This window comes from Amycolatopsis sp. CA-128772 (assembly GCF_002904295.1).
GTDB lineage: Bacteria > Actinomycetota > Actinomycetes > Mycobacteriales > Pseudonocardiaceae > Amycolatopsis.
Window position 1 is genome coordinate 249685 of the sequence record NZ_PPHG01000072.1, and the last position, 20701, is coordinate 270385.

The following is a 20701-nucleotide window of genomic DNA, read 5'->3' on the forward strand; positions in this document are numbered from 1 at the left end:
GGGGACTAACGGCCCTCGAAGCTGCCCTTTCGTTTCCTGGACCAGTGGGCCCGGTGGTCCGCTCACTGTCCTTTGTGGATTATCACGGGCTCGGTGCGGTGACTTCGGTGATCAGGCCGTCGGACCAGGTCAGGGTCACGCGGTCGCCCGCGGTGGTGAGGGACGGATCGGGATCCCCGGCACCGCCGCGGTCCAGGACGACCACGGCGGCGAGGACGTCGCCGGGCGCGGGTGGACCGTCCGTGGTGAGGAAGGGGATCGCCGTCCGCTCGCCCAGGGGTGACGTGCCGGCTTCGACCGCCACGTCCGCCGTGGTGAAGCCGCGCAGGTTCCGCAGCACGGACCGCAGCTGGGCGGTTTCCGCGGTGGCGGACCCGCCGGTCCGGGTCACGACCGGCCGGGCGGCCGCGACCGGCCACCCGCTCAACCGCAGTGACCGGACCCGGGCGTCGGCGGCGCCGAGCCGCACCAGCCGGATCTCGACCCCCTGGCGCACCACGGAAACCACGGTCAGCACCGGTCCCGGTACCACCGGGCCGCTGCGGCCCGAGCCGTGGTCGGGGGCGTCGTCGCCGGTGGTGTCGACCCACCGGACGCGGCCCCGGGACGCCGCCGCCAGCACGCCGCCCGGCAGTTCGACCGCGTAGCACGTCGAGAAGCCCGCCCGGTGGCTCGCGCGGCCGTCCGCGTCGAGGACGACGACCGTGTTGTCGGGGACGGAACCGAGCGGCGGGACCGTGGCCGTGGAGTAGCCGAGCCGCGCGTAGAGCGGTGCGTCGGAGCGCTGGTCGCCGGGGCGGGCGTGGTCCGTGCCGTGGTTGACGACCAGGGCGATGCCGTCGCGCCGCCGTCCCGAAACCAGCCAGCCGGGCGCGGCGACCACGCGGGCGACGTCGCCGGTTTCGATCGGCAGCGGCTCTTCGACGTCCGTCCACACGGGATGGTGGGCGGGCAGGGCGAGCCCGAGCAGGCCCTTGGCCGCCCAGTACGGCGAGCCGGGCCCGGAGTACGCCTGGCGCAGCGCGGGCCAGGCGTGGTGCCAGCCCAGCGACAGGAGCCCGGCCGGTTCGAACGCGCCCCGGCCGGCGAAGTGCCGGACCATCCCGCCGGCCACCCGCCGGGTCAGGCCCGGGGCCAGCCGGGACGTCCCGGTGAGCGCCCCGACCCAGAACGGCGCGGCGGCGGCGAAGCGGTAGACCAGGCTGCGGCCCTGCATGAGCGGCGAGCCGTCGGCGCCGACCAGCCGCACGGCGTCGTCGAGGTAGTCCCGGAGGTCCGCGGCCCACCGGTGGCGCAGCTCGCCGGGGCACAGGCTGCCGGTGACGTCGAACAGGTGCGTCCACAGCAGCGGGTACAGGTGCAGGGCCCAGCCCGTGTAGTGGTCGTAGGCGCGCTCGTCGCCGTCGCTGAGCCAGCCGCCGGGCCGGCGCAGCGAGGCGTGCACGGCGAGGTCCTCCTCGACGTCCGCGGCCGACCACGGGCCGCCGGCCTCGCGCAGGAACGACTCGACGACGATCCGGAACCACACCCAGTTGATCGGCGGGTAGGGCTGCCCGACGACGGTCGCCAGCCAGGCGACGACCCGCTCCCGCACCGGGTCGTCGAGCCGGTCCCACAGCCACGGCCGGGTCAGCTGCAGCACCAGCGCGATCGACGCGGCCTCCACTTTGGACTGCCCGAGCTCGTCGGGCCGCGGCCACGCCTCGGGCGACGCCGGATCGGTGCCGGCGGCCAGCCCGCGCGCGTAGTGTTCGAGGTGTCCGCCCGGATCGGCGCCACCTTCCCCGGCGATCCGGAAGCCGGCGATGAGGAAGGTCCGGGCGAACCCCTCCAGGCCGTCGGAGAAGCGGCCGTTGCGGCTGGCCGGGCCGGGCAGCTCGATCCGGGCGCCGCCGGGCGACCGGTAAGGGGCCACGGCGGCGAGCATCCGGTCGGCGAGGGCGGTCCAGTGCCCGCGCGTCCAGCCGGTGTAGGGCGACAGGCGCCGATCTTCCGGGGCGGTCATGGCCCTGCGGTACGGCGAAATACCGGACGTTTCGGCGGTCATGCCTGCACCGCCAGGGAATGCCGCGTCACCGGCGCCCGCGGCGGCAGGCCGGCGGCGTACCGCTCGAGTTCCCCGAGCGCCTCGGCCGTCATCCGCCGGGTCTCCGTGCCCAGCGAACCCGCCACGTGCGGGGTCAGCACCACGTTGGGCAGGTCGTACAGCGGCGACGCGGCCGGCAGCGGTTCGGGCTCGGTCACGTCCAGCACGGCGTGCAGACCCCCTTCCCCGCAAGCGGCTTCGAGCGCCGCCGTGTCCACCAGCGCCCCGCGGGCGGTGTTGATCAGGACCGCGCCCGGTGGCAGTGCGGCCAGCTCCGCCGCGCCGATCATGTGCCGGGTCTCCGGCAGCGAAGGTGCGTGCAGGCTCAGCACGTCCGCCTGGGGCAGCGCCTCGGCCAGGCCGGCCGGCTCGGCGCCCGCCGCGCGGATCTCCGCCGGATCCGCCACTGGGTCGACGACCAGCACCCGGGCCAGCTCCAGCAGCCGCAGCAGGGCGGCGACCCGACGGCCGACCCGGGAAAAGCCCACCAGCACCACCGTGCGGTCGCGGCCGGACAGCTCGCCGCGGCGGTCGCGGTAGCGCCAGTCCTCCCGGAACGCCCGGGCGTCGGCCGCCAGGAACGGCACCTTTTTGAACGCCCACAGGATCGCGCCCAGGGTGTACTGGGCGACCGGTTCGGCGTTGGCGCCGGCCGCGGTGGTGACCAGCAAGCCGCGGTCGAACACCGCCGGGCCGACGTGGTCGCGGACGCTGCCGGCCGCGTGCAGCACCGCGCGCAGGTTCGGGGCGGCCCGCAGCACCTCCTTGCCCAGCGGGGGACAGCCCCACGACGTGAGCAGCACCTCCACCTCCGCCAGCCGCGCCCGCACCGGCGCCGAAGCGAGCTCGTCGGTCCACAGTGGATCGCCGAGCCGGGCGGTGGCCCGCAGCCGCGCCAGTTCCGCGTCGCCGAACTGCAGCCGCATCGTGTCCTTCCCCAGCACCAGCAGCGTCTCCGGGCGCCGCGTCATTGGACGCTGCCCGCCGCCAGCCCGGACCGCCATTGCCGGTGCAGCAGCACGAACGCGACCACCAGCGGCAGTACCGCCAGCAGCGAGCCGGTGATGACGAGCGGATTGTACTGCGGAAACTGCGTCACCCGGGTGCTCCACTGGTACAGGCCGAGGCTCATCGGGAACAGCTGCGGGTCGGTCAGCATCACCAGCGGCAGGAAGAAGTTGTTCCAGATCCCCACGAACTGGAACAGGAAGATGGTGACCAGGCCCGGGCGCATCATCGGCAAGGCGATGGTGAAGAACGTCCGCAGCTCGCCGGCGCCGTCGGTGCGCGCGGCTTCGAGGACCTCGCCGGGCACCGCGGCTTCGGCGTAGACCCGGGCGAGGTAGACGCCGAAGGGGTTGGTGAGCAGCGGGATGAACACCGCCCAGAACGTCCCGACCACGTGCAGCTGCGACGCCAGCAGGTACAGCGGCAGGGCCAGCGCGGTGGTCGGCACCAGGACACCGGCCAGGGTCACCGCGAACAGCGCGCGCCGGCCCGGGAAGTCGAGCTTCGCGATCGCGTACCCGCAGCCCGCGCAGATCAGCGAGCCGAGCACCGCGCCGAGCCCGGCGTAGAGCAGCGAATTGCGGATCCAGGCCAGGAAAACGCCGTTCTCCTGGGTGAACAGGGCGCCGAGGTTGGTGCCGAGGTTCCACTGCCCGAGCTCGAACGCGCCGGTGGTGGAGAAGTCGCCGACGGACTTGGTGGCCGAGGTGACCAGCCAGACCAGCGGCAGGACCGCGTAGAGCGCGGCCAGCACCAGCACGACGTGCACGACCGTGCGTGACGTCCACCGCGAATCTGCTTTCCGGGGGTTCCGGGTGGCGGAGCCCCCGGCCCGAGGCGAAGCCTCGGATGTCGCTGCGGGGGACAGGGTCACCGGGACCTCCGGGCGGACAGGCGCATGACCAGCGCCGAGAGCAGGGCGGACACCAGGGCCAGCAGCACGGACGCGGCGGTGGCGCGGCCGTAGTCGCCGGCGATGAAGGCGGCTTCGTACACGTAAAGACCGGGGGACCAGGTGCTCGTCACCGAGCCGGTGAACCCGCGCAGGACCAGGGGTTCGGTGAACAGCTGCAGGGAGCCGATGACGGTGAACACGAGGGCGACGAACATCGTCGGCCGGATCATCGGGACCTTGACCGACCACGCCGTCCGGACGCCCCCGGCGCCGTCGGCGCGCGCGGCCTCCAGCACGTCCCGCGGTACGGCCTGCAGCGCGGTGTAGAAGATGATCATGTTGTAGCCGACCCACTGCCAGGTCGCGATGTTCACGATCGAGGGCAGGATGCCGGTCTTGCCCAGCGGGTCGAACGGCAGCAGCGCGGTGAGCCCCGAGTTCGGGCTGTAGAGGTAGGCCCAGACGAGCCCGGTGATCACGGTCGGCACCGCGTAGGGCAGGAAGACGGCCAGGGACCACACGCGCTTGAGCCGCACGACCGCGGAGTCGACCAGCAGGGCCAGCACGAGGGCGAGCCCGAGCATGACCGGGATGTGGACCAGGACGAACAGGGCCACGTTCCCGAGGCTGGCGTGGAACGCGCGGTCGGTGAGCACGTCGGCGTAGTTGCCGAGCGCGACGAACGCCTGCCGCGGACCGGAGAAACCCAGGCCGGACAGGCGATCGGTGAACAGGCTCAGGTAGAGCGCGTACCCGATCGGGACGAGCACGGTGGCGGTCAGCAGGACCGCGAACGGCGCCGCGAGCACGAGGCCGGCGCGCCCGCGGCCGCGGCGGCCCCGCGCCGCGACGCTCGAACGTTCCGGCGCCGGCACGTCCGTGGCGCGCTCGGGGGTGAGGACGGTCATCAGGCCTTCCCTTCCAGCACGGTCAATCCCCGCTCCCGCAGCTCGGCGACGGCGTCGGCCTGCGTCTGCCGGACGGCGGTGGCCAGGGTCGTGCCGCCGGTCTTCACCCCGCCCAGGTGGTCGACGACGGTGGAGAACATCCGCAGGGCGTTGGGGCCCCACGTCCAGTCCGGGACGCGCCGGGCGGCCTCGTCGAGCACGTCGTACACCGGGGCGCCGAGGAAGTAGCCGCCCTTGTAGGCGTTCCGGGCGACGTTCCGGCTCGGCAGGTAGGCCGGGAACGGCGTCGTGAACGTCGTGCCGATCTTCGCGACGGCCGGGTCGGTGCTCAGCCAGCGCAGGAACTTCACGGCCGCCTCGGGCACCTTGCTTTCGGCGGACACCGCGAACGCGCTGCCGCCCTGCGCGCCGGTGGCGAGCACGCCGTCCCAGGTCGGCATGGTGGTGACCGCCCAGCGGCCCTTGTCCTGCGGGATGGACTTCACCAGCGAACCGACGCTCCAGGACGCGCCGAGCAGGCCCCACAGCCGGCCGGTGTGCATCGCGCCGATCCAGTCCTGGTCGCCGGTCGGGGCCGTGGCGACCAGGCCGTCGCCGATCATGCCCTGCCAGTAGTCCGCGGTGCGCAGGGTGCCCGCGCCGTCGATGTCCACCCGCCAGGCGCCGCCGTCGACCCGCCACCACGGATCGCCCGCCTGCCAGCACATCCCGGCGAAGAACGAGCCGTCGTTGAGCGGGAACGTCGTCACGCGCGCGGCCGGGTCGGCCTTCTTGACGGCCTGCGCGGCGGTGCGGAACTCGTCCCACGTGCGCGGCACCGCGATCCCGTGCCGGTCGAACAGGTCCTTGCGGTAGTACAGCACCATCGGCGCGAGGTCCATCGGCACCGCCCAGGTGCGCCCGCCCGGCCGCACGCCCTCCCAGGCGGCGGGGGAGTAGCCGCGTTCGAGGTCGGCCAGGTCCGCGGTGAGGTCGCGCAGGCCGCCCGTGGTCAGCAGTTGCGGCAGGCCCTGGTACTCGGTGTGCAGGATGTCCGGGGCGTTGTGCGCGCGCAGGGCGTTGGTCTGCTGGGCGTAGCCGCCCTTCAGCCCGGACGCGATCACGTTGAGCTCCACCGCGATGTCCGGGTGCGCCGCGGTGAACCCGGCGACGTACTTGTCCATGCCGGTGAGCCAGGACCAGACGCGCACGCGGGTGGCGCCGGACGCCGTGGTCGTCGAGGACGTGCAGCCGCCGGCGAGGCCGGCGGCCGCGAGCCCGGTGGTGGCGGACAGGAAGGTCCGGCGGGTCAAGCCGGCCGATCGCCGAAGCGTCATTGCTCCTCCGTCGAAGTGATGGCTGTCACTGTCGGGGTGTGCCATAGTGCGAGTCAACATTTCAGCGCAAAAGCGATCAAAACCGATCAGAACCGAAGGAACGCCATGGTGGAGAGCGCGCTCTTCGGCTGCCCCGACGTCCGTGACCGGGCGGTCTGGGCCGCGGCCGACGGCGCCGCCGTACTCGCCGACGCCCGCGCGCTGCTCGCCCGGCCGGCGCCCGTCCTCACGGCCACGGCGTGGGCCAGGACGTTCCGCGACGGCGTCCGCACCGAGTACGAAGACGCCGCCCGCGAGCTGCGCGAACGCGTGACCACGCTGGTGCTGGCCGCGGTGCTGACCGGCGAAGCCCCACCGGACGAGGTCCCGTTCCTCGACGGCGCGATCGACGGGCTGGTCGCCCTGGCCGAGGCGACCACCTGGTGCTGGGCGCCGCACGACCGGCACACGGCCGCGCGCGGGGAGGTGCTGGCCGATCCCGGCGACCCGTTCCTCGACCTCGGCGCGGCCGAGGTCGCGTCGCTGTTCGCGTGGGCCGATCACGCCCTCGGCCCGCACCTCGACCTCCGCGCGCCCGGGGTGCGCAAACGTCTGCGCCGGGAGGTCGAGCTCCGCGTCCTGACGCCGTTCGAGCGGATCCGCGACTGGCACTGGCTCGGCCTGGACGGCGACGCGCACAACTGGAACCCGTGGATCCACAGCGCCGTCCTCACCGCCGCGCTCCTGCTCGTCGATGACGAAGAGCGCCGCCGGCGGCTGGTGGAGCTGGTCGTCGAAGGGCTCGGCCACTACGTCGCCGTGCTGCCCGACGACGGCGGCATCGACGAGGGCGCCGCCTACTGGTGGCACGGCGCCTGCCGGCTGCTGGAGTGCCTCGACCTGCTCGGCGTGGACGCGCCGGAGCCGCCCGTGCTCGCGGAGCTGATCCGCTTCCCGCACCGGATGCACCTGGGCGGCGACGCCTTCGTCAACGCCGGCGACGCCCCGGCCCACCTCTCGCCGGCCCAGCCGTGGCACGTCCTGCACCGGTGGGGCGAACGGCTCGGCGACGCCGCCGTGTGCGCGTTCGCGGCCGGCCGGGCCCGGGCGGGCGGCCGGCTCGTGTGGCCGGAGGCCGGGCTGGGCCGCGCGCTCTCGGGCCTGGCCGACCCGCGCTGGCGGGCGGCCGTGGCGGCGGCGGAACCGGGCGAACCCTGGCTGGCGCGCGAGGAGTGGCTGCCGCGGGTGCAGGTGCTCGTGGCGCGGGAGACCGCGGGCACCGCGCGCGGCCTGACCGTGGCGGTCAAGGCCGGGCACAACGGGGAACGGCACAACCACCTCGACGTGGGTTCCTTCTGGGTGGCGGCCGACGGTGTCCCGGTGGTGGCCGACGTCGGCCAGCCGACCTACACCGCGGGGAGCTTCGGACCGGATCGCTACCGGGCCTGGCCGCTGCGCAGCGAGTGGCACAACGTCCCGGAGCCGGGCGTCACGCAGGAACCGGGGGAGGCGTCCGGGGCGCGGGACGTCCGGGTGGCGCTCACCGCGGCCGGGGCCACGCTGTCCGCGGACCTCGCCGGCGCGTACCCGGGCGTGGCCCGCTGGATCCGGTCGGTGCGGCTGGTCCGCGGCGCTCCCGCCCACGTCGTCGTGGCGGACGACGACAGCGTCCGGCCGGTCCGGCTCCGGCACGTCCTGGCCGGTGCGGTGGAGCTGGGGACGGGCGAAGCCTCGGTGTCCCGCAACGGGGTCCGGGTGCGGCTGAGCTGGGATCCCCGGCACACCACTGCGGAACTCGAGCGGCGGGTCCTGGCCGACCCGCTGCTGCGGGCGGCCTGGGGCGAGCACCTCACCCGGCTCACCCTGCTCGTGCGGGAGGGCCCGGCGCGGGTCCGGCTGGAGCAGGTCCGGTGATGCTCGCCTCCGAACGGCACCAGCTGATCCTTTCCCTGGTGCGCGAACACGGCGCGGTCCGGCTCACCGAGCTGGTGGAGCGGCTGGGCGTCACCGCGGTCACCGTGCGCCGGGACGTCACCGAGCTGGCCGACCGCGGGCTGCTGACGCGGGTGCACGGCGGGGTCACCCTGACCCGGCCCCGCGGTGGCCCGCCGGAGCCCGGGCGCGCCACCGCCTCGGTGTTCGGCCCGGTCGTGCCCGGCGCGCTGGTCGGCATGGTCACGCCGTCGGTGGAGTACTACTGGCCGCCGGTGGTCCAGGGCGCGCAGGCCACCGTGGCCGCCGCGGGCGGGCGGCTCGTGCTGCGCGCGTCCAGCTACGACGCGGCGGAGGACCGCCGTCAGGTCACCAAGCTGCTCGAACGCGGCGTGCAGACGCTGCTGGCCGCCCCGGCCACCAGCGGGCGCGGCGCGCTGGACCTGCTGCGCTGGCTGGGCTCGCTCAACGTCCCGGTGGTCCTGGTCGAACGCCTGCCGCCGCCGGAGCTGCCCACGCTGGCCCTGGACGCGGCCACGACCGCGCACGCGCTGGGCGCGGGCCTGGCCGTGCGGCACCTGGTGTCCCTCGGCCACCGCGGCGTCGGGCTGGTCACGTCCCGGTCCAGCCCGACCAGCCGGGCCCTGCGCACCGGCTGGCGCGAGACGATCGGCTCCCTGGGCCTGGACCCCGGGACGTCGCCGGATCTCGACGTCCCGGTCTACGGCACCCCGGGCTGGGCGGCGGAGTACGACGCGCTGCTGGCCCGCTGCCGCCGGGCCGGGGTCGGCGCCCTGCTGGTGCACTCCGACCGCGAGGCGATCGGCCTGATCGAGCGAGCCCGCGACGGCGGTATCGCGGTGCCCGGCGAACTCGCGGTGGTCACCTACGACGACGAGGTCGCGGCGGCTTCGGACCCGCCGCTGACGGCGGTCTGCCCGCAGAAGCACCGCCTCGGGGCGGTGGCCGCGGAACTGGCCCTGGCCCGGCTCGCCGACACGACCGGCCGGCCGGTCCACCGCCTGCAGCTGTGGCCGACGCTCGTGGTGCGCGAGTCTTGCGGCGGCGACCCGGAGTCGACGCCGGCGTGAAATCGTCGAGTCCGCCCGCGCGGAGTTACCGGAGCCGGATCACCTCCTGCGCTCCGCCGAACGGGACATGTGTACGTCCGCCGCGGACGACGGGGTGGTCGCGGAACGGCGGGCCAGGCCGAAGCCGCCGATCTTCGCCGTTCCGCCGTCGGTGATCAGCACGTGCCCGGGGCTGATCCCGCGGTGCAGCACGCTGTCGGCGTGCGCCTACGCGAGCTGGGCGCCGAGGGCGGCAACCCGGTGCGGGCACAGGGTCCGTCCTGCGCGACGAGGTCGGCGAGCGTGCGGGCGGCGAGGTGTCCGGTGACCACGTTCGGCGTGAGCTCGTGCTCGAAGACGTCGTGGACGACGAGCGTGTGGGGATGCCGCAGCCGGATCGCGGCGCGGGCCTCGCGGATCGCCCGGGCGCGGGCGCGGTCGGAGTGCGCGGCGTCAAGCGGGCACCCGGGCGGCAGCCGCCGGACGGTGACGGGCCGGTCGAGCCGTTCGTCGTGCGCCCGCCAGAGGGTGCCGCCCGGCCCGCGGCCGGTGGTTCCGAGCAGCCGGTACCGCCCGGCCGGCACCGGCTTCTTCCCGGTCATGGTCCCCTTTTGCGCACCGCACGGCGCTTCCTCCGAACACGTCGGCGAGGGGTGAACCGGCCTAGTGGTGACGGCCGATCGGTGCCGGCCCGGTGCTTTCCCCCGCGACGAACCGGGGGAGCACCGATTCCGGCTCCGCGGCCGGTTTCCCGTCGAGCTGGCGGACGGCCCGGTCCACGGCCAGTGCACCCAGCTCGCGGGCCGGGATCACCACCGCCGTCGGGGCGATCCGCTGGTGCTCCGCCACCGTCGCCGAACACACCGCGACGACCGAAACGTCTTCGGGGACCCGGAATCCGCGGTGCCGCAGCGCGGCCAGCACCAGCGGCAGCGCGGCTTCGTCGTGGACGACCAGCGCCGTCGGACCGCCCTCGGTGAGGAGCTCGCCGAGGGCGCGCGCGATGTCCCCGGCCGTCGGCTCGCACGGCTGGGAAAGCGCTTCCACACCGCGCCGGGCGGCGGCCTCCCGCAGGCCCTCGGTGAAGTCCTCGAGGTACCGCAGCCGGTGGCCGGGCAGCGTGGGAGACGGTCCCAGGTGGGCGATCGAGCGGTGCCCGAGGTCGGCGAGGTGGGTGAGACACTCCTGCCCGGCCGGCCGGAAGTCCAGCGTGAGCGCGGCCAGCCCGTGGTGGCGGCCGGGCGCGCCGACCAGGACCGCCGGGCGGCCCGAGGCGAGCAGGACCGGCACCCGCGGGTCGCCGTCGCCCGCGTCCAGCACGATCACCGCGTCGGCCAGCGCCGCCGACGTCACCCGGTGCAGGCCCGCCGTGCCTTCGTCGTCGGTGACCAGGAGCAGGTCGAAGCCCAGCCCGCGAGCCGCGCCCGCGGCCGCGGAGAAGAACTCCATCTCCACGCCCACGTGCCGGTCGCCGTGCGGGGGCACCGCGACCGCCAGCACGCCGGCCCGGGCCGGGGACGGCCCCGGCGAGCCGGTGCGGCGGCGGTAGCCGAGCGCGCGGATGGTCTGCTCGACCCGCCGCCGCGTCGCCGGGGAGATCGTGCGCTTGCCGGTGATCACGTACGACACCGTGCTCGCCGAGACGCCGGCCGCGTTCGCCACGTCGGTGATCGTCACCACGCCGCGGCCTGCTCCAACCGGTGCTTCCGCGACGTCGCGGGGATTCGTCATTGTCGAGCACTTTCCCGGGCCATTGTCCGGTCCGTTGTCCGGTGGAGCGTTAGCGTTAACACGAATGCGTGAAGGCTGACCATAATGGGGGTCAACGGGCTGGTCAAGCCACCTTCGTCGGAGCCGGAACCGGGCCCCTCACCCGGCGGGACGGCAGTCGGTCACGGGGAGTCCGCGGTTGCCGCCGCGGGCCAGGGCGATGAAGCCGAACGTCGTCGTCTCGCCCGGCCGCAGCACCCCGTTCCACTCCGCGTTCACGATCGCCGAGGTGGCGCCGGTCCGCAGGAGCTTGCCGTTCCACAGGTCGTCGATGCTCGTCCCGGACGGCGTCGGCCAGCTGACGGTCCAGCCCGCGAGGCCGGCGCGCCCGCCGTTGCGCACGGTCACCAGACCCTGGAAGCCGCCGTCCCACGACTTCACGACCTGATAGCGCGCGTCACAGCGCGGCGGGGCCGCCGCGGCCGGGGCGAACGCCGTCGTGGCCGGCGCCGAAGCGAGCTGGGCCGGTGCGATCGCGGGCTCCGGGCGGTCCGGGATCGACGTCGCGGCCACGATCCCGGCCGCGGCCAGCACCAGCGCGGTCCCGGCGAACACGACCCGGGCGCGCCGGGGCCGGGCGGGGGCGGGCTCGACGACCGCGGGGGCCGGCACCGGCGGCAGCACACCCCCGGAGGCGCGGCGGCCGAGCAGCCGCGCCGCCTCGGCCATCGTCGGGCGGGCGGCCGGATCCCGGTGCAGGAGCCGGAGGACGACGTCGGTGACCGGGCCGGTGGTGCGCGGCGGGCGGACCTCGCCGCGGACCACGCGCTTGAGCAGGGCCAGCTGGTTGTGGTCGGTGCCGGAGGGCGGCCGGCCTTCGAGGGCCGCGTAGAGCGTCGCGCCGAGGGAGTACACGTCGGACGGGAAGCCGGCGTCGGCGCCGTCCGCGACCTCCGGGGCGAGGTACGCCGGCGTCCCGACGACCAGCCCGCGCCCGGTCGCGGTGCCTTCGCCGTGCGCGTGCGCCACCCCGAAGTCGGTGATCTTCGCGGTGCCGTCGGTGGTGACCAGGACGTTGTTCGGGCTGATGTCGCGGTGCAGGACGCCTTCGGCGTGCGCGGCGGCCAGCGCCGAGGCGAGCTGCCCGCCGAGCTCGGCCACGTACTCCGGCACCAGCGGGCCTTCGCCCTCCAGGACCTCGGTGAGCGTCTGGGACGGCAGGTACTCCATCGCGATGTACGACGCGGCATCGTGCTCGACGACGTCGTAGACGACGACGGCGTGCGGGTGGCGCAGCCGGGCGGCCACGCGGGCCTCCCGGAGCGTCCGGGCCCGGGTGCGTTCGGCGGCGGCCGCGTCGGCGCCGGCGTCGCCGAACAGCTGCTTGATCGCGACGACGCGGTCGAGCCGTTCGTCCCGCGCCCGCCACACGGTGCCCATCGCGCCGTGCCCGGCCCGGCCGAGCACGCGGTAGCGGCCGGCGATCACTGCGCCTTCGTACACGGGCGAGCTCCCCTCTGCGGTTGCCGTCCACGCCCAACACGGCCCGTTCGGCCGCGGCGTTCGGCGTCCGCGCGGAATTCACTCACCCGGGTGGTTCCGGAAATCGCCTTCGACGATTCCGGGCCGGCTCACGGAAAGCGTTTTTGTGCGCTACGGAAAAACGGCCGATCCGGTTGTGTCGGAACGGTAACGGTATTCCGCGCGTCAGTTCGGCCGGCAGCCGAGCACGGGGACGGCGGCCCGGCCGTCCGTGCCGTCCTGGATCAGCCCGAACGACGCCGAGGCGCCCGGCTCCAGGAGGGCGTTCCAGCCCGCGTCGGTGACGGTCACCGTCGAGCCGGCCCGGGTGAGCGTCCCGTTCCAGAGGTCGCGGATGGCGGCGCCGCCGGGCAGCGCCCACGTCACCGTCCAGCCGGACAGCCGCGCCGGCCGGTCGTTGTGCACGGTGATCTCCGCCTGGGTGCCGCCCGGCCAGGAGTTCGTGACTTCGAAGCGGGCGGTGCACCCGCCGGCGGCCGGCGCGGCCGGGTGCGCCGGTGGTGCTTCGGTGGCCCGGGCCGGCCGCGGCGCGGGTGCCGTCGTGGTGGCGCTGACCGTCCGGTCCGCGGTGACGGTCGTCGGGGGACGCTCGACGGGGGCGGCGGTGGTCTCCGGCTCGCCGGTGAAGGCCAGCCCGGCCGCCACGCACGCCGAGGTCACGCACACGGCGGCCCCGGTCACGGCGACCCGGCGCAGCCGGGACCGGCGGGGCGGGGCCGCGGGGGCCGGCCGCCCGACCGCCGAGAGGAGGGCGACCGCCTCCTGCATGGCCGGGCGCGCGGCGGGATCGCGTTCGAGCATCCGCATCAGCACGGCGGTGAGCGGACCGCCGTGCGGCGGCGGGACGAGCTGGTTTTCGGTGATCCGCCGCAGCAGCGTGATCGGGTCGTCGCTGGTGCCGAACGGCGGCGCGCCCTCGAGCGCGGTGTAGAGCGTGGCGCCGAGCCCGTAGACGTCGGACGGCAGGCCGGCCTCGCCGCCCCGGGCGACCTCGGGGGCCAGGTAGGGGAGGGTGCCGACGATGACGTCGTCTTCGGTCGCGGGGTGCTCGCCGAGCGCCCGCGACACCCCGAAGTCGGTGATCCGCGCGGTGCCGTCATCGGCGACGAGCACGTTGTTCGGGGTGACGTCCCGGTGCAGGATCCAGTCCCCGTGCGCGGCGGCCAGCGCGGCCCCGATCTGCCGCCCGAGCCGGACCACGTCGCACCGCGGCAGCGGCCCGCGCTCGACGAGCAGGTCGGTCAGCGACCGGGCCGGCACGTACTCCATCACCAGGTACATCGAGCCGGCGTCCTCGAGGACGTCGTACACCGTGATGGCGTGCGGGTGCCGCAGCCGCGACGCCAGCCGCGCCTCGCGGATCGCCCGTTCGCAGGTCCCGGCGGGCGCCGACCCGCTGCCGGGCTCGTGCAGGAACTGCTTGACGGCGACCACCCGGTCCAGCCGCTCGTCCCTGGCCTGCCACACCACGCTCATCGCCCCGCGGCCGATGCGTCCCAGGATCCGGTAGCGCCCGCTCACGAGCTGTTCCTCGAAAGCCACCCGTACCCCTGCGTCGCTCGGCGAACTTCGTGAACGAGGGACTTTTTAGCAGAGAACGGGCGCGCACGGGGAGTTCGCCCGGTCACTCGGGCGAAAACCGTTATCGTGATCGGCCCGTTCGCCGATTTCGACGAATGGGCCGGTAGTCCATTGTGGATACAGCACCGCCGCGCTCGCGGTGCCGGCTTCGCCGGGCCCCGCGGCGCGCGGGCGGCGATGAGCTGCCGGCGTTCCGGGAGCGGACTGAAGCAGCTGCTTGACCCGGGGCGGCGTGAGGATCGGCCGGAAAGCCGCCGGGTGCGGTGAATCCCGCCCCGTGCGGGCCGGTGGGCGTGAGGCGTACGGTGTGGGGTGTCGCGGTTCAGCCGGGAGCCGTCCGCCCGTTCGCCTGCGCGCCGCCGCAGGCGGGCCGGGGACCGCGTCCCCGGCCGTCCCCCGCTCCGAGGAGGCCGTGTGCTCGACCAGCTCGCCGCTCCGCGCCACCGCGTCGACCTCCCCGCCGGGATGACCCTGCGGGTCACCGCGACGGCGGAGGCCACGATCGTCACCGTCCGCGGTGACGTCGACCTGGCCGCCGTCGGCCGGCTCCGGAGCCGGCTGGGGGACGAGCTCGACCTCGCGCCGCGCGCCCTGGTCCTGGACCTCACCGGTGTCGGCTTCTGCGGGTCCGGCGGCATCACCGAACTGCTGGTCGCCGCGTCCGAGGCGCACGTCAGCGGCGTGCCGTTCGCCATCGCCGCCGACCGGCGGCCGGTCCTGCGGCCGATCCGGGTGCTGGGGCTGGAGCACGTGCTGCCGGTCCACCGCAGCGTCACCGCCGCCCTGGACTGGCTCGAAGTGCTGCCGCGGCTGCTGCCCGGGACCGGGTGACCGCTACCCGCCAGCCGCGGGGGTCAGGGCTGTTCCATGCGCTGCCGCTGGGGCACGACGACGTACTTGGGGTCCTTTGTGGACGCCACGCCGGCCTCGAACACCCCGAACCGCTGTAGCGCGCTGCCGGCGAACAATGCCGTGCCCGCGGCCACGGACACCGCGCGGCTGCGGTGCCCGAGCAGGGCGCCGAGCAGACCGGCGGCGGTCAGCCGTTCCGACCACTTCCTCAGCCGGTGCGCCTTTCCCGTCGTGTACGCCTCGGCGGCGAGCCCGAGCCGGTGCTCCAGCATCTTCGACGCCGCCAGCTCCGTCACCGCGCCGAACGCGGCCAGCGCCCGCGCCGGCCCGGCCTCGGCGACCGGCACCAGCACCATCGCGAAGCCGCCGGAACTCGCGGCCGCCGAGCCGGTGAAGACGAACGGCAGCTGCGGATGGGCTTCGTGCCAGGCCGGCACGGCGGTCTGGGACAGCAGCACGGCGGTGTAGGAAGCAACGGCCGGCGCGACGACCGCCGACGACAGCCCCGCGGGCCGTGCCACCGCGCGCAGCAGCCGGCCGGGCAGCGTGCGCCGCAGGCCGGCGGGCAGCACCTCGGCCGCCGCCGCGACGCCCACCCCGGGGCCGAACGCGCTCAGGATCCACGTGCCGACGCTCATCGGGGACGTCGGTTTCGCGACCCGCAGCATGTGGTGGAACCGTTCGGGCCGCCCGAGATCGGCGACGAGCAGGTAGACGCTGGCCAGCAGCGCGGCCAGCGAACCGGTCCGCCCCGCCCGCCGCAGCGCGGGCCGCCCGGTGAGATCGGCCCCGGCGGCCAGCAGCGAGGTGCCGGCCGCGAGCCCGCCGGTGAAGAGGTAGGCGGGCACCTTCCATTCCCAGACGGGCGGCTTGAGCACGGGCCGCCCGTAGTAGGACCGGAATTCGGCCCGCGGCACCATGGGTTCTTCGCGCGTGCCGTCACCGCCGCCACGTTTGCGACGCCGGCTGAAGACACGGGCGCCGGTGTCGGCGGCTCCGGCGTCGCTGCGGGGTTCGCGCAGCAGGGGGTCTTCGCTCATCGGAGCCTCCCGGGCGCGGTGGGGTGGTCACGTGTGCTGCCGCGTGGGGCGGGTTCGCGCGGTTCGGGCCGGCTCACGTGCGCGGTGAGGTTTTCGCGTGCGCTGCCGCTTTGGGCGGGCTCGCGGGGCTCGGGTCGGCTCACGTGCGCGGTGAGGTTTTCGCGTGCGCTGCCGCTTTGGGCGGGCTCGCGGGGCTCGGGTCGGCTCACGTGCGCCTCCCGGGTGCGCCGACGTACTCGCGTGCGCTGCCGCGTTGGGCGCCCCGGCAATGCCCGCGCCGGCTCACGTGCGCCTCCCGGGCGCGGTGGAGTCGCCGCCCCGGCAATACCCGCCCCGGCTCACTTGCGCCTCCCGAAGGCGGCGACCGCCGCGGCGAGCAGGGCCGATGCCGCCATTCCGGCGTACTTCCACATCGCGGGCAGCTCGCGCGTCGGCACCACCGGGTCCGGGGGCAGGCCGTAGACCTCCGGTTCGTCCAGCAGCAGGAAGAACGCGCCGTTGCCGCCGACGCCGTCGGACGGGTCGTGGCCGTACAGGCGCGCCTCGGTCACCCCGCGCTCGTGCAGCTGCTCGACCCGGCGGGCCGCCCGCGCGCGCAGCTCGTCGAGCTCGCCGAACTGGATCGAGTCGGTCGGGCAGGCCTTGGCGCACGCCGGTTCGAGGCCGTCGTGGAGGCGGTCGTAGCAGAGCGTGCACTTCTGGGCCCGGCCGTCGTCCGGGCGGCGGTCGATCACGCCGTACGGACAGCCGGAAACGCAGTAGCCGCAGCCGTTGCAGATGTCCTGCTGCACCACCACCGTGCCGAACTCGGTGCGGAACAGCGCGCCCGTCGGGCAGACGTCGAGGCAGCCGGCGTGGGTGCAGTGCTTGCACACGTCCGACGCCATCAGCCAGCGGAAGTCGGCCCGGCCCTCGGCGCCGGTCCGCGCGCCCGGCAGGTCGAACGACGGCATCCCGAGGTCCTCGGGGTCGCGCGGCAGGGGAGAGGTGCCCAGCTCGCCGCCGCCGAGCGGGGCCTCCCGCAGCTCGTCGGCGACGAAGGCGGTGGTCACGTCGATCGCGGACGGCCCGGTCGGCAGCCCCTCGAGCCCGGGCGACTGGCCGCCGAGCGGGCGCTGCTGCTCGATGAAGGCCACGTGCCGCCACGAGTTCGCGCCGAGCGCGCCGGTGTTGTCGAACGACATCCCGAGCAGGTCGAGCCCGTCTTCGGGGACGTTGTTCCACTCCTTGCAGGCCACCTCGCAGGCCTTGCAGCCGATGCACACCGACGTGTCGGTGAAGAACCCGACGCGCGGCGGGTGCCCGGTGTGCCCGGCTTCCGCGGCGACGTCCGGCAGCGGGCCGGACAGCCGGTCCTCGATGCTCATGTGCCGTCCTCCGTGACCTCGTGGCCGGGTTCGACGTGCCGCGTGTCGTGCGCGGTCGCCACCTGCGTCCCCGTTTCCGCCGTGATCCCGGCGCGGTCCCGGTACCCGGCGAGCAGTTCCAGCAGCGCGGCCCCGCGCGGGCGCCGGCCGGGCCGGACGTCGCAGGTGGCGACCTTGCTCTCCTGGATGAACACGTTCGGGTCCAGCACCACGCCGAACAGGTCGTTGACGACGTCCCGGGACACCAGCCCGGAACTGCCCCAGTGGTAGGGCATCCAGACCTGGTGCACGACCCGGTCCTGCACCCGCAGCGGCGCCATCCGGTCGGTCACGAACACCCGCGCTTCGACGGCGGCCCGCGCGGTGACGACGTGCGCCCAGCCCAGGTGGGCCAGCCCGCGCAGCTTCGCCAGCTCGGGGGAGACCTCGACGAACAGGTCCGGCTGCAGCTCCGAGAGGTACGGCAGGGTCCGGCTCATCCCGCCCGCCGTGTGGTGCTCGGTCAGGCGCGCGGCGGTGAAGACGAACGGGAACACCTCGCCGTGGGCCTCGGGCGGCGACGGGTGCGACGGGTTGTCCTTGCGGCCGTAGACCTTCCGCGCCGGATTGCCCTGCTGCGCGTAGAGCGGGTTGCGGAACGGCGATTCGTGCGGTTCGTAGTGCGTCGGGAGCGGCCCGTCGGCCAGTCCCGTCGGCGCGAACAGCCACGCCTTGCCGTCCGACTGCATGATGAACGGGTCGTCGCCGCGCAGGGCGGCCGGGCCGACGGCGTCCGGCGGCGGGACGTGGTCCGGCGGCTTGGTCTTCTCGAAGTCGGGGACGTCGTGGCCGGTCCACTCGCCGCGCTCGGCGTCCCACCAGATCAGGGCCTTGCGCTCGCTCCACGGCCGGCCGGCCGGGTCGGCCGACGCGCGGTTGTAGAGCACCCGCCGGTTCAGCGGCCACACCCAGCCCCACTCGTGGGCGTAGAAGTCCTGCTCGAAGCGGGACTTGCGGCGCGCGGCCTGGTTGACGCCGTCGGCGTAGACGCCGCTGTAGATCCAGCACCCGCACGACGTGCTGCCGTCGGCCTTGAGCTCCAGGTAGCCGCCGAGCTCCTTGCCGGTGGTCAGGTCCTGGCCGTTGATCCGCCGCAGCACGTCCTCGGCGGACGGTTCGCCGTCGTGGACCGCGTAGTCCCAGGCGAGGTCGAGCAGCGGCCGGTCGCGCTCGTCTTCCGAGCCGGCCAGCCGCTCCCGGAGGATGCGCCCGAGGTGGTAGAAGAACCACAGCTCCGAGCGCTGGTCCCCGGCCGGTTCGACGGCCTTTTCCCGCCACTGCAGCATGCGCTGGGTCTGGGTGAACGTCCCCTCCTTCTCGACGTGCGAGGCGGCGGGGAAGAAGAACACCTCGGTGCGGCACCGCTCCGGCGCGATCTCGCCGGTCTCGATCTCCGGCGCGTCCTTCCAGAAGGTGGCGCTTTCGATCATCGTCAGGTCGCGCACGACCAGCCAGTCGAGGTTGGCCATGCCGAGGCGCTGCAGCCGGCCGTGCGCCGAGCCGACGGCCGGGTTCTGCCCGAGCAGGAAGTAACCGGACACCTTGCCGTCGACCATGTCCATGACCGTGCGGTAGGTGCCGTGGTCGCCGTTGATCCGGGGCAGGTAACCGAAGCAGAAGTCGTTGTCCGGTGTGGCCTTTTCGCCCCAATACTCCTTCAGCAGCGACACCGTGTAGGCGTCGGCGTTGCGCCAGAAGCCCTTCTGCTTGTCGCCGCTGACGCTGCCGATGTAGTCCGCCAGCGTCGTCTGCTCCGGCGTGGGCATCGGCAGGTAGCCGGGCAGCAGGTTGAACAGCGTCGGGATGTCGGTCGAGCCCTGGATGCTGGCGTGCCCGCGCAGCGCGAAGACCCCGCCGCCGGGCCGCCCGATGTTGCCGAGCAGGAGCTGGATGATCGAGCCCGCCCGGATGTACTGGGCGCCGACGCTGTGCTGCGTCCAGCCGACGCTGTAGACGAGCGCGGCGGTGCGTTCCCGGCCGGAGTTGCGCGTCCACGCGTCACAGACCCGTTGGAAGAGCTCCTTCGGTGTGCCGCAGGTGGCTTCGACCAGCTCGGGGGTGTAGCGGGCGAAGTGGCGCTTGAGGATCTGGAACACGCAGCGCGGGTGCTGCAGGGTCGGGTCGGCGGCGATCTCCTCGCTGCCGCCTTCGAGCACCGGGCCGCCCGAGCCGTGCTGGTCGGACGCCGACGTCTCCTTGCCGTGCGAGGTGTCCTTCGGCCGGGTGTCCTGGTAGTGCCAGGTCGCCGGGTCGTAGGCGGCCTTGGCCTCGTCGTAGCCGCTGAAGAGGCCGTCGAGGTCCTCGGTGTCGCGGTAGTCCTCGTGCACCAGGAAGGAGGCGTTGGTGTAGGCGACCACGTACTCGCGGAAGTCCAGGTCGTTGCTCAGGATGTGGTTGATCACCCCGCCGAGGAACGCGATGTCCGTGCCGGCCCGCAGCGGGACGTGGGCGTCGGCCAGCGCGCTGGTGCGCGTGAACCGCGGGTCGATGTGCAGCACCTCGGCCCCGCGGGCCTTCGCCTCCATCACCCACTGGAACCCGACCGGGTGCGCCTCGGCCATGTTCGAGCCCATGATCACGACGCAGTCGGAGTTCTGCAGGTCCTGCTGGTAGTCCGTCGCGCCACCGCGACCGAAGGAAGTCCCCAGACCGGGAACGGTGGCGGAGTGTCAAATACGGGCCTGGTTCTCGATCTGGATCGCGCCCATCGCGGTGAACAGCTTCTTGATCAGGTAGTTCTCTTCGTTGTCGAGGGTGGCGCCGCCGAGGCTGGCCAGCCCCATGGTCCGGCGCAGCGGCTTCCCGTGGTCGTCGGTGTCCTGCCAGCCCTTCCGGCGGGCGTCGAGCACCCGGTCGGCGACCATCTCCATGGCGGTGCCGAGGTCGAGCTCGGTCCACTCGGTGGCGTAGGGCGCGCGGTAGCGGACCTTCTGCTCCCGCTGCGGCCCGGTGACCAGCTGCTTGCTGGCCGAGCCCTTGGGGCAGAGCCGGCCGCGGGAGATCGGGCTGTGCGGGTCGCCTTCGATCTGGACGACCTTCTCGTCCTTGACGAAGACCTGCTGCCCGCAGCCGACGGCGCAGTAGGGGCAGACGGACTTGGCCACCCGGTCGGCGCTCGCGGTGCGCGGGGCCAGTGCCTCCGAGCGCGGCGATTCGGCGGCCTTGCCGCGGCCGAGCGGGTCGGTGCCGGTGAGCTGGCGGTACACGGGCCAGGACTCGAGCCACTTCCGTGGTCCCACACCCACCTCCCGACCGCAGACCGGCGCCGCACTTTCCGAACGGGCGGCTACCCGGCGCACTCCGAGCCTAAACCGCCGGGCCGCGGTTGTCCTGCCGGCCGCACGGCCGCGGCCGCACTCGTGTCCACCGCGGGTCC

At 74.3% G+C, this 20701-nt stretch carries 15 protein-coding genes; 3 read left to right on the plus strand and 12 right to left on the minus strand.

All coding sequences use genetic code 11. From position 1 onward, the window contains the following. Positions 1–82: 82 nt before the first annotated feature. The 5 genes from C2L59_RS27055 to C2L59_RS27075 form a co-directional block, all read right to left on the minus strand. The gene (locus tag C2L59_RS27055) at positions 83–2005 is read right to left on the minus strand and encodes a DUF2264 domain-containing protein (RefSeq protein ID WP_103352293.1); all 1923 of its coding nucleotides are present in this window, start codon (positions 2003–2005) and stop codon (positions 83–85) included. Positions 2006–2043: 38 nt separating this feature from the next. Next, the gene (locus tag C2L59_RS27060; protein ID WP_103352294.1) at positions 2044–3057 is read right to left on the minus strand and encodes a hydroxyacid dehydrogenase; all 1014 of its coding nucleotides are present in this window, start codon (positions 3055–3057) and stop codon (positions 2044–2046) included. Further along, positions 3054–3863, minus strand: a complete 810-nt coding sequence (locus C2L59_RS27065) for a carbohydrate ABC transporter permease (protein WP_103352295.1) — start codon at positions 3861–3863, stop codon at positions 3054–3056. The genes C2L59_RS27060 and C2L59_RS27065 overlap by 4 nt, the downstream gene beginning before the upstream one ends. Before the next feature lie 101 nt (positions 3864–3964). Beyond that, on the minus strand, positions 3965–4897 hold the full coding sequence (locus C2L59_RS27070) for a carbohydrate ABC transporter permease (protein WP_103352296.1): 933 nt from the start codon (positions 4895–4897) through the stop codon (positions 3965–3967). Then, on the minus strand, positions 4897–6213 hold the full coding sequence (locus tag C2L59_RS27075) for an ABC transporter substrate-binding protein (protein ID WP_103352297.1): 1317 nt from the start codon (positions 6211–6213) through the stop codon (positions 4897–4899). The genes C2L59_RS27070 and C2L59_RS27075 overlap by 1 nt, the downstream gene beginning before the upstream one ends. A gap of 105 nt (positions 6214–6318) precedes the next feature. On the opposite strand from C2L59_RS27075, the gene C2L59_RS27080 reads away from it, so the two are divergent. Next, the gene (locus C2L59_RS27080; protein WP_103352298.1) at positions 6319–8106 is read left to right on the plus strand and encodes a heparinase II/III family protein; all 1788 of its coding nucleotides are present in this window, start codon (positions 6319–6321) and stop codon (positions 8104–8106) included. Continuing rightward, a complete protein-coding gene (locus C2L59_RS27085) occupies positions 8106–9215 on the plus strand; it encodes a substrate-binding domain-containing protein (protein ID WP_233223715.1) in 1110 nt (369 codons plus the stop codon). Before C2L59_RS27080 ends, C2L59_RS27085 begins: the two co-directional genes overlap by 1 nt. 155 nt (positions 9216–9370) lie before the next feature. On the opposite strand, the gene C2L59_RS27090 is transcribed toward C2L59_RS27085, so the two are convergent. From C2L59_RS27090 to C2L59_RS27105, 4 genes are all read right to left on the minus strand, one after another. Next, positions 9371–9796: a hypothetical protein gene (locus C2L59_RS27090; RefSeq protein WP_233223716.1), complete on the minus strand. Its 426-nt coding sequence runs from the start codon at positions 9794–9796 to the stop codon at positions 9371–9373. Positions 9797–9857: 61 nt separating this feature from the next. Then, positions 9858–10925, minus strand: a complete 1068-nt coding sequence (locus C2L59_RS27095) for a LacI family DNA-binding transcriptional regulator (protein WP_103352300.1) — start codon at positions 10923–10925, stop codon at positions 9858–9860. 138 nt (positions 10926–11063) lie between these two features. Beyond that, positions 11064–12407, minus strand: a complete 1344-nt coding sequence (locus C2L59_RS27100) for a serine/threonine-protein kinase (protein WP_199199268.1) — start codon at positions 12405–12407, stop codon at positions 11064–11066. Positions 12408–12611: 204 nt separating this feature from the next. Then, complete coding sequence (locus tag C2L59_RS27105; RefSeq protein WP_103352302.1) at positions 12612–13988, minus strand: protein kinase; 1377 nt, start codon at positions 13986–13988, stop codon at positions 12612–12614. Positions 13989–14441: 453 nt separating this feature from the next. Here C2L59_RS27105 and C2L59_RS27110 point away from each other — a divergent pair, with 453 nt between their 5' ends. Continuing rightward, the gene (locus C2L59_RS27110; RefSeq protein WP_103352303.1) at positions 14442–14858 is read left to right on the plus strand and encodes an STAS domain-containing protein; all 417 of its coding nucleotides are present in this window, start codon (positions 14442–14444) and stop codon (positions 14856–14858) included. Positions 14859–14881: 23 nt separating this feature from the next. Here the strand turns inward: C2L59_RS27110 and nrfD are convergent, their stop codons facing one another. From nrfD to fdh, 3 genes are all read right to left on the minus strand, one after another. Next, positions 14882–15919 carry an NrfD/PsrC family molybdoenzyme membrane anchor subunit gene (gene nrfD, locus C2L59_RS27115; RefSeq protein ID WP_103352304.1) on the minus strand — a complete coding sequence of 346 codons (1038 nt, stop codon included), beginning with the start codon at positions 15917–15919 and terminating at the stop codon, positions 14882–14884. A gap of 338 nt (positions 15920–16257) precedes the next feature. After that, positions 16258–17286, minus strand: a complete 1029-nt coding sequence (locus C2L59_RS27120; protein WP_103352305.1) for a 4Fe-4S dicluster domain-containing protein — start codon at positions 17284–17286, stop codon at positions 16258–16260. Then, entirely contained in the window at positions 17283–20564 is a 3282-nt protein-coding gene (fdh, locus tag C2L59_RS27125; RefSeq protein ID WP_103352306.1) for a formate dehydrogenase, read from the minus strand. The genes C2L59_RS27120 and fdh overlap by 4 nt, the downstream gene beginning before the upstream one ends. Positions 20565–20701: the final 137 nt, after the last annotated feature.

What these genes read in the sequence shown, in the direction of transcription:
- C2L59_RS27070 (WP_103352296.1), bottom strand. Translation starts at nt 4,897, where the DNA reads ATGACCGTCCTCACCCCCGAGCGCGCCACGGACGTGCCGGCGCCGGAA.
- nrfD (WP_103352304.1), bottom strand. Translation starts at nt 15,919, where the DNA reads ATGAGCGAAGACCCCCTGCTGCGCGAACCCCGCAGCGACGCCGGAGCC.
- C2L59_RS27080 (WP_103352298.1), top strand. Translation starts at nt 6,319, where the DNA reads ATGGTGGAGAGCGCGCTCTTCGGCTGCCCCGACGTCCGTGACCGGGCG.
- C2L59_RS27085 (WP_233223715.1), top strand. Translation starts at nt 8,106, where the DNA reads ATGCTCGCCTCCGAACGGCACCAGCTGATCCTTTCCCTGGTGCGCGAA.
- C2L59_RS27095 (WP_103352300.1), bottom strand. Translation starts at nt 10,925, where the DNA reads ATGACGAATCCCCGCGACGTCGCGGAAGCACCGGTTGGAGCAGGCCGC.
- C2L59_RS27120 (WP_103352305.1), bottom strand. Translation starts at nt 17,286, where the DNA reads ATGAGCATCGAGGACCGGCTGTCCGGCCCGCTGCCGGACGTCGCCGCG.
- C2L59_RS27060 (WP_103352294.1), bottom strand. Translation starts at nt 3,057, where the DNA reads ATGACGCGGCGCCCGGAGACGCTGCTGGTGCTGGGGAAGGACACGATG.
- C2L59_RS27090 (WP_233223716.1), bottom strand. Translation starts at nt 9,796, where the DNA reads ATGACCGGGAAGAAGCCGGTGCCGGCCGGGCGGTACCGGCTGCTCGGA.
- C2L59_RS27075 (WP_103352297.1), bottom strand. Translation starts at nt 6,213, where the DNA reads ATGACGCTTCGGCGATCGGCCGGCTTGACCCGCCGGACCTTCCTGTCC.
- C2L59_RS27055 (WP_103352293.1), bottom strand. Translation starts at nt 2,005, where the DNA reads ATGACCGCCCCGGAAGATCGGCGCCTGTCGCCCTACACCGGCTGGACG.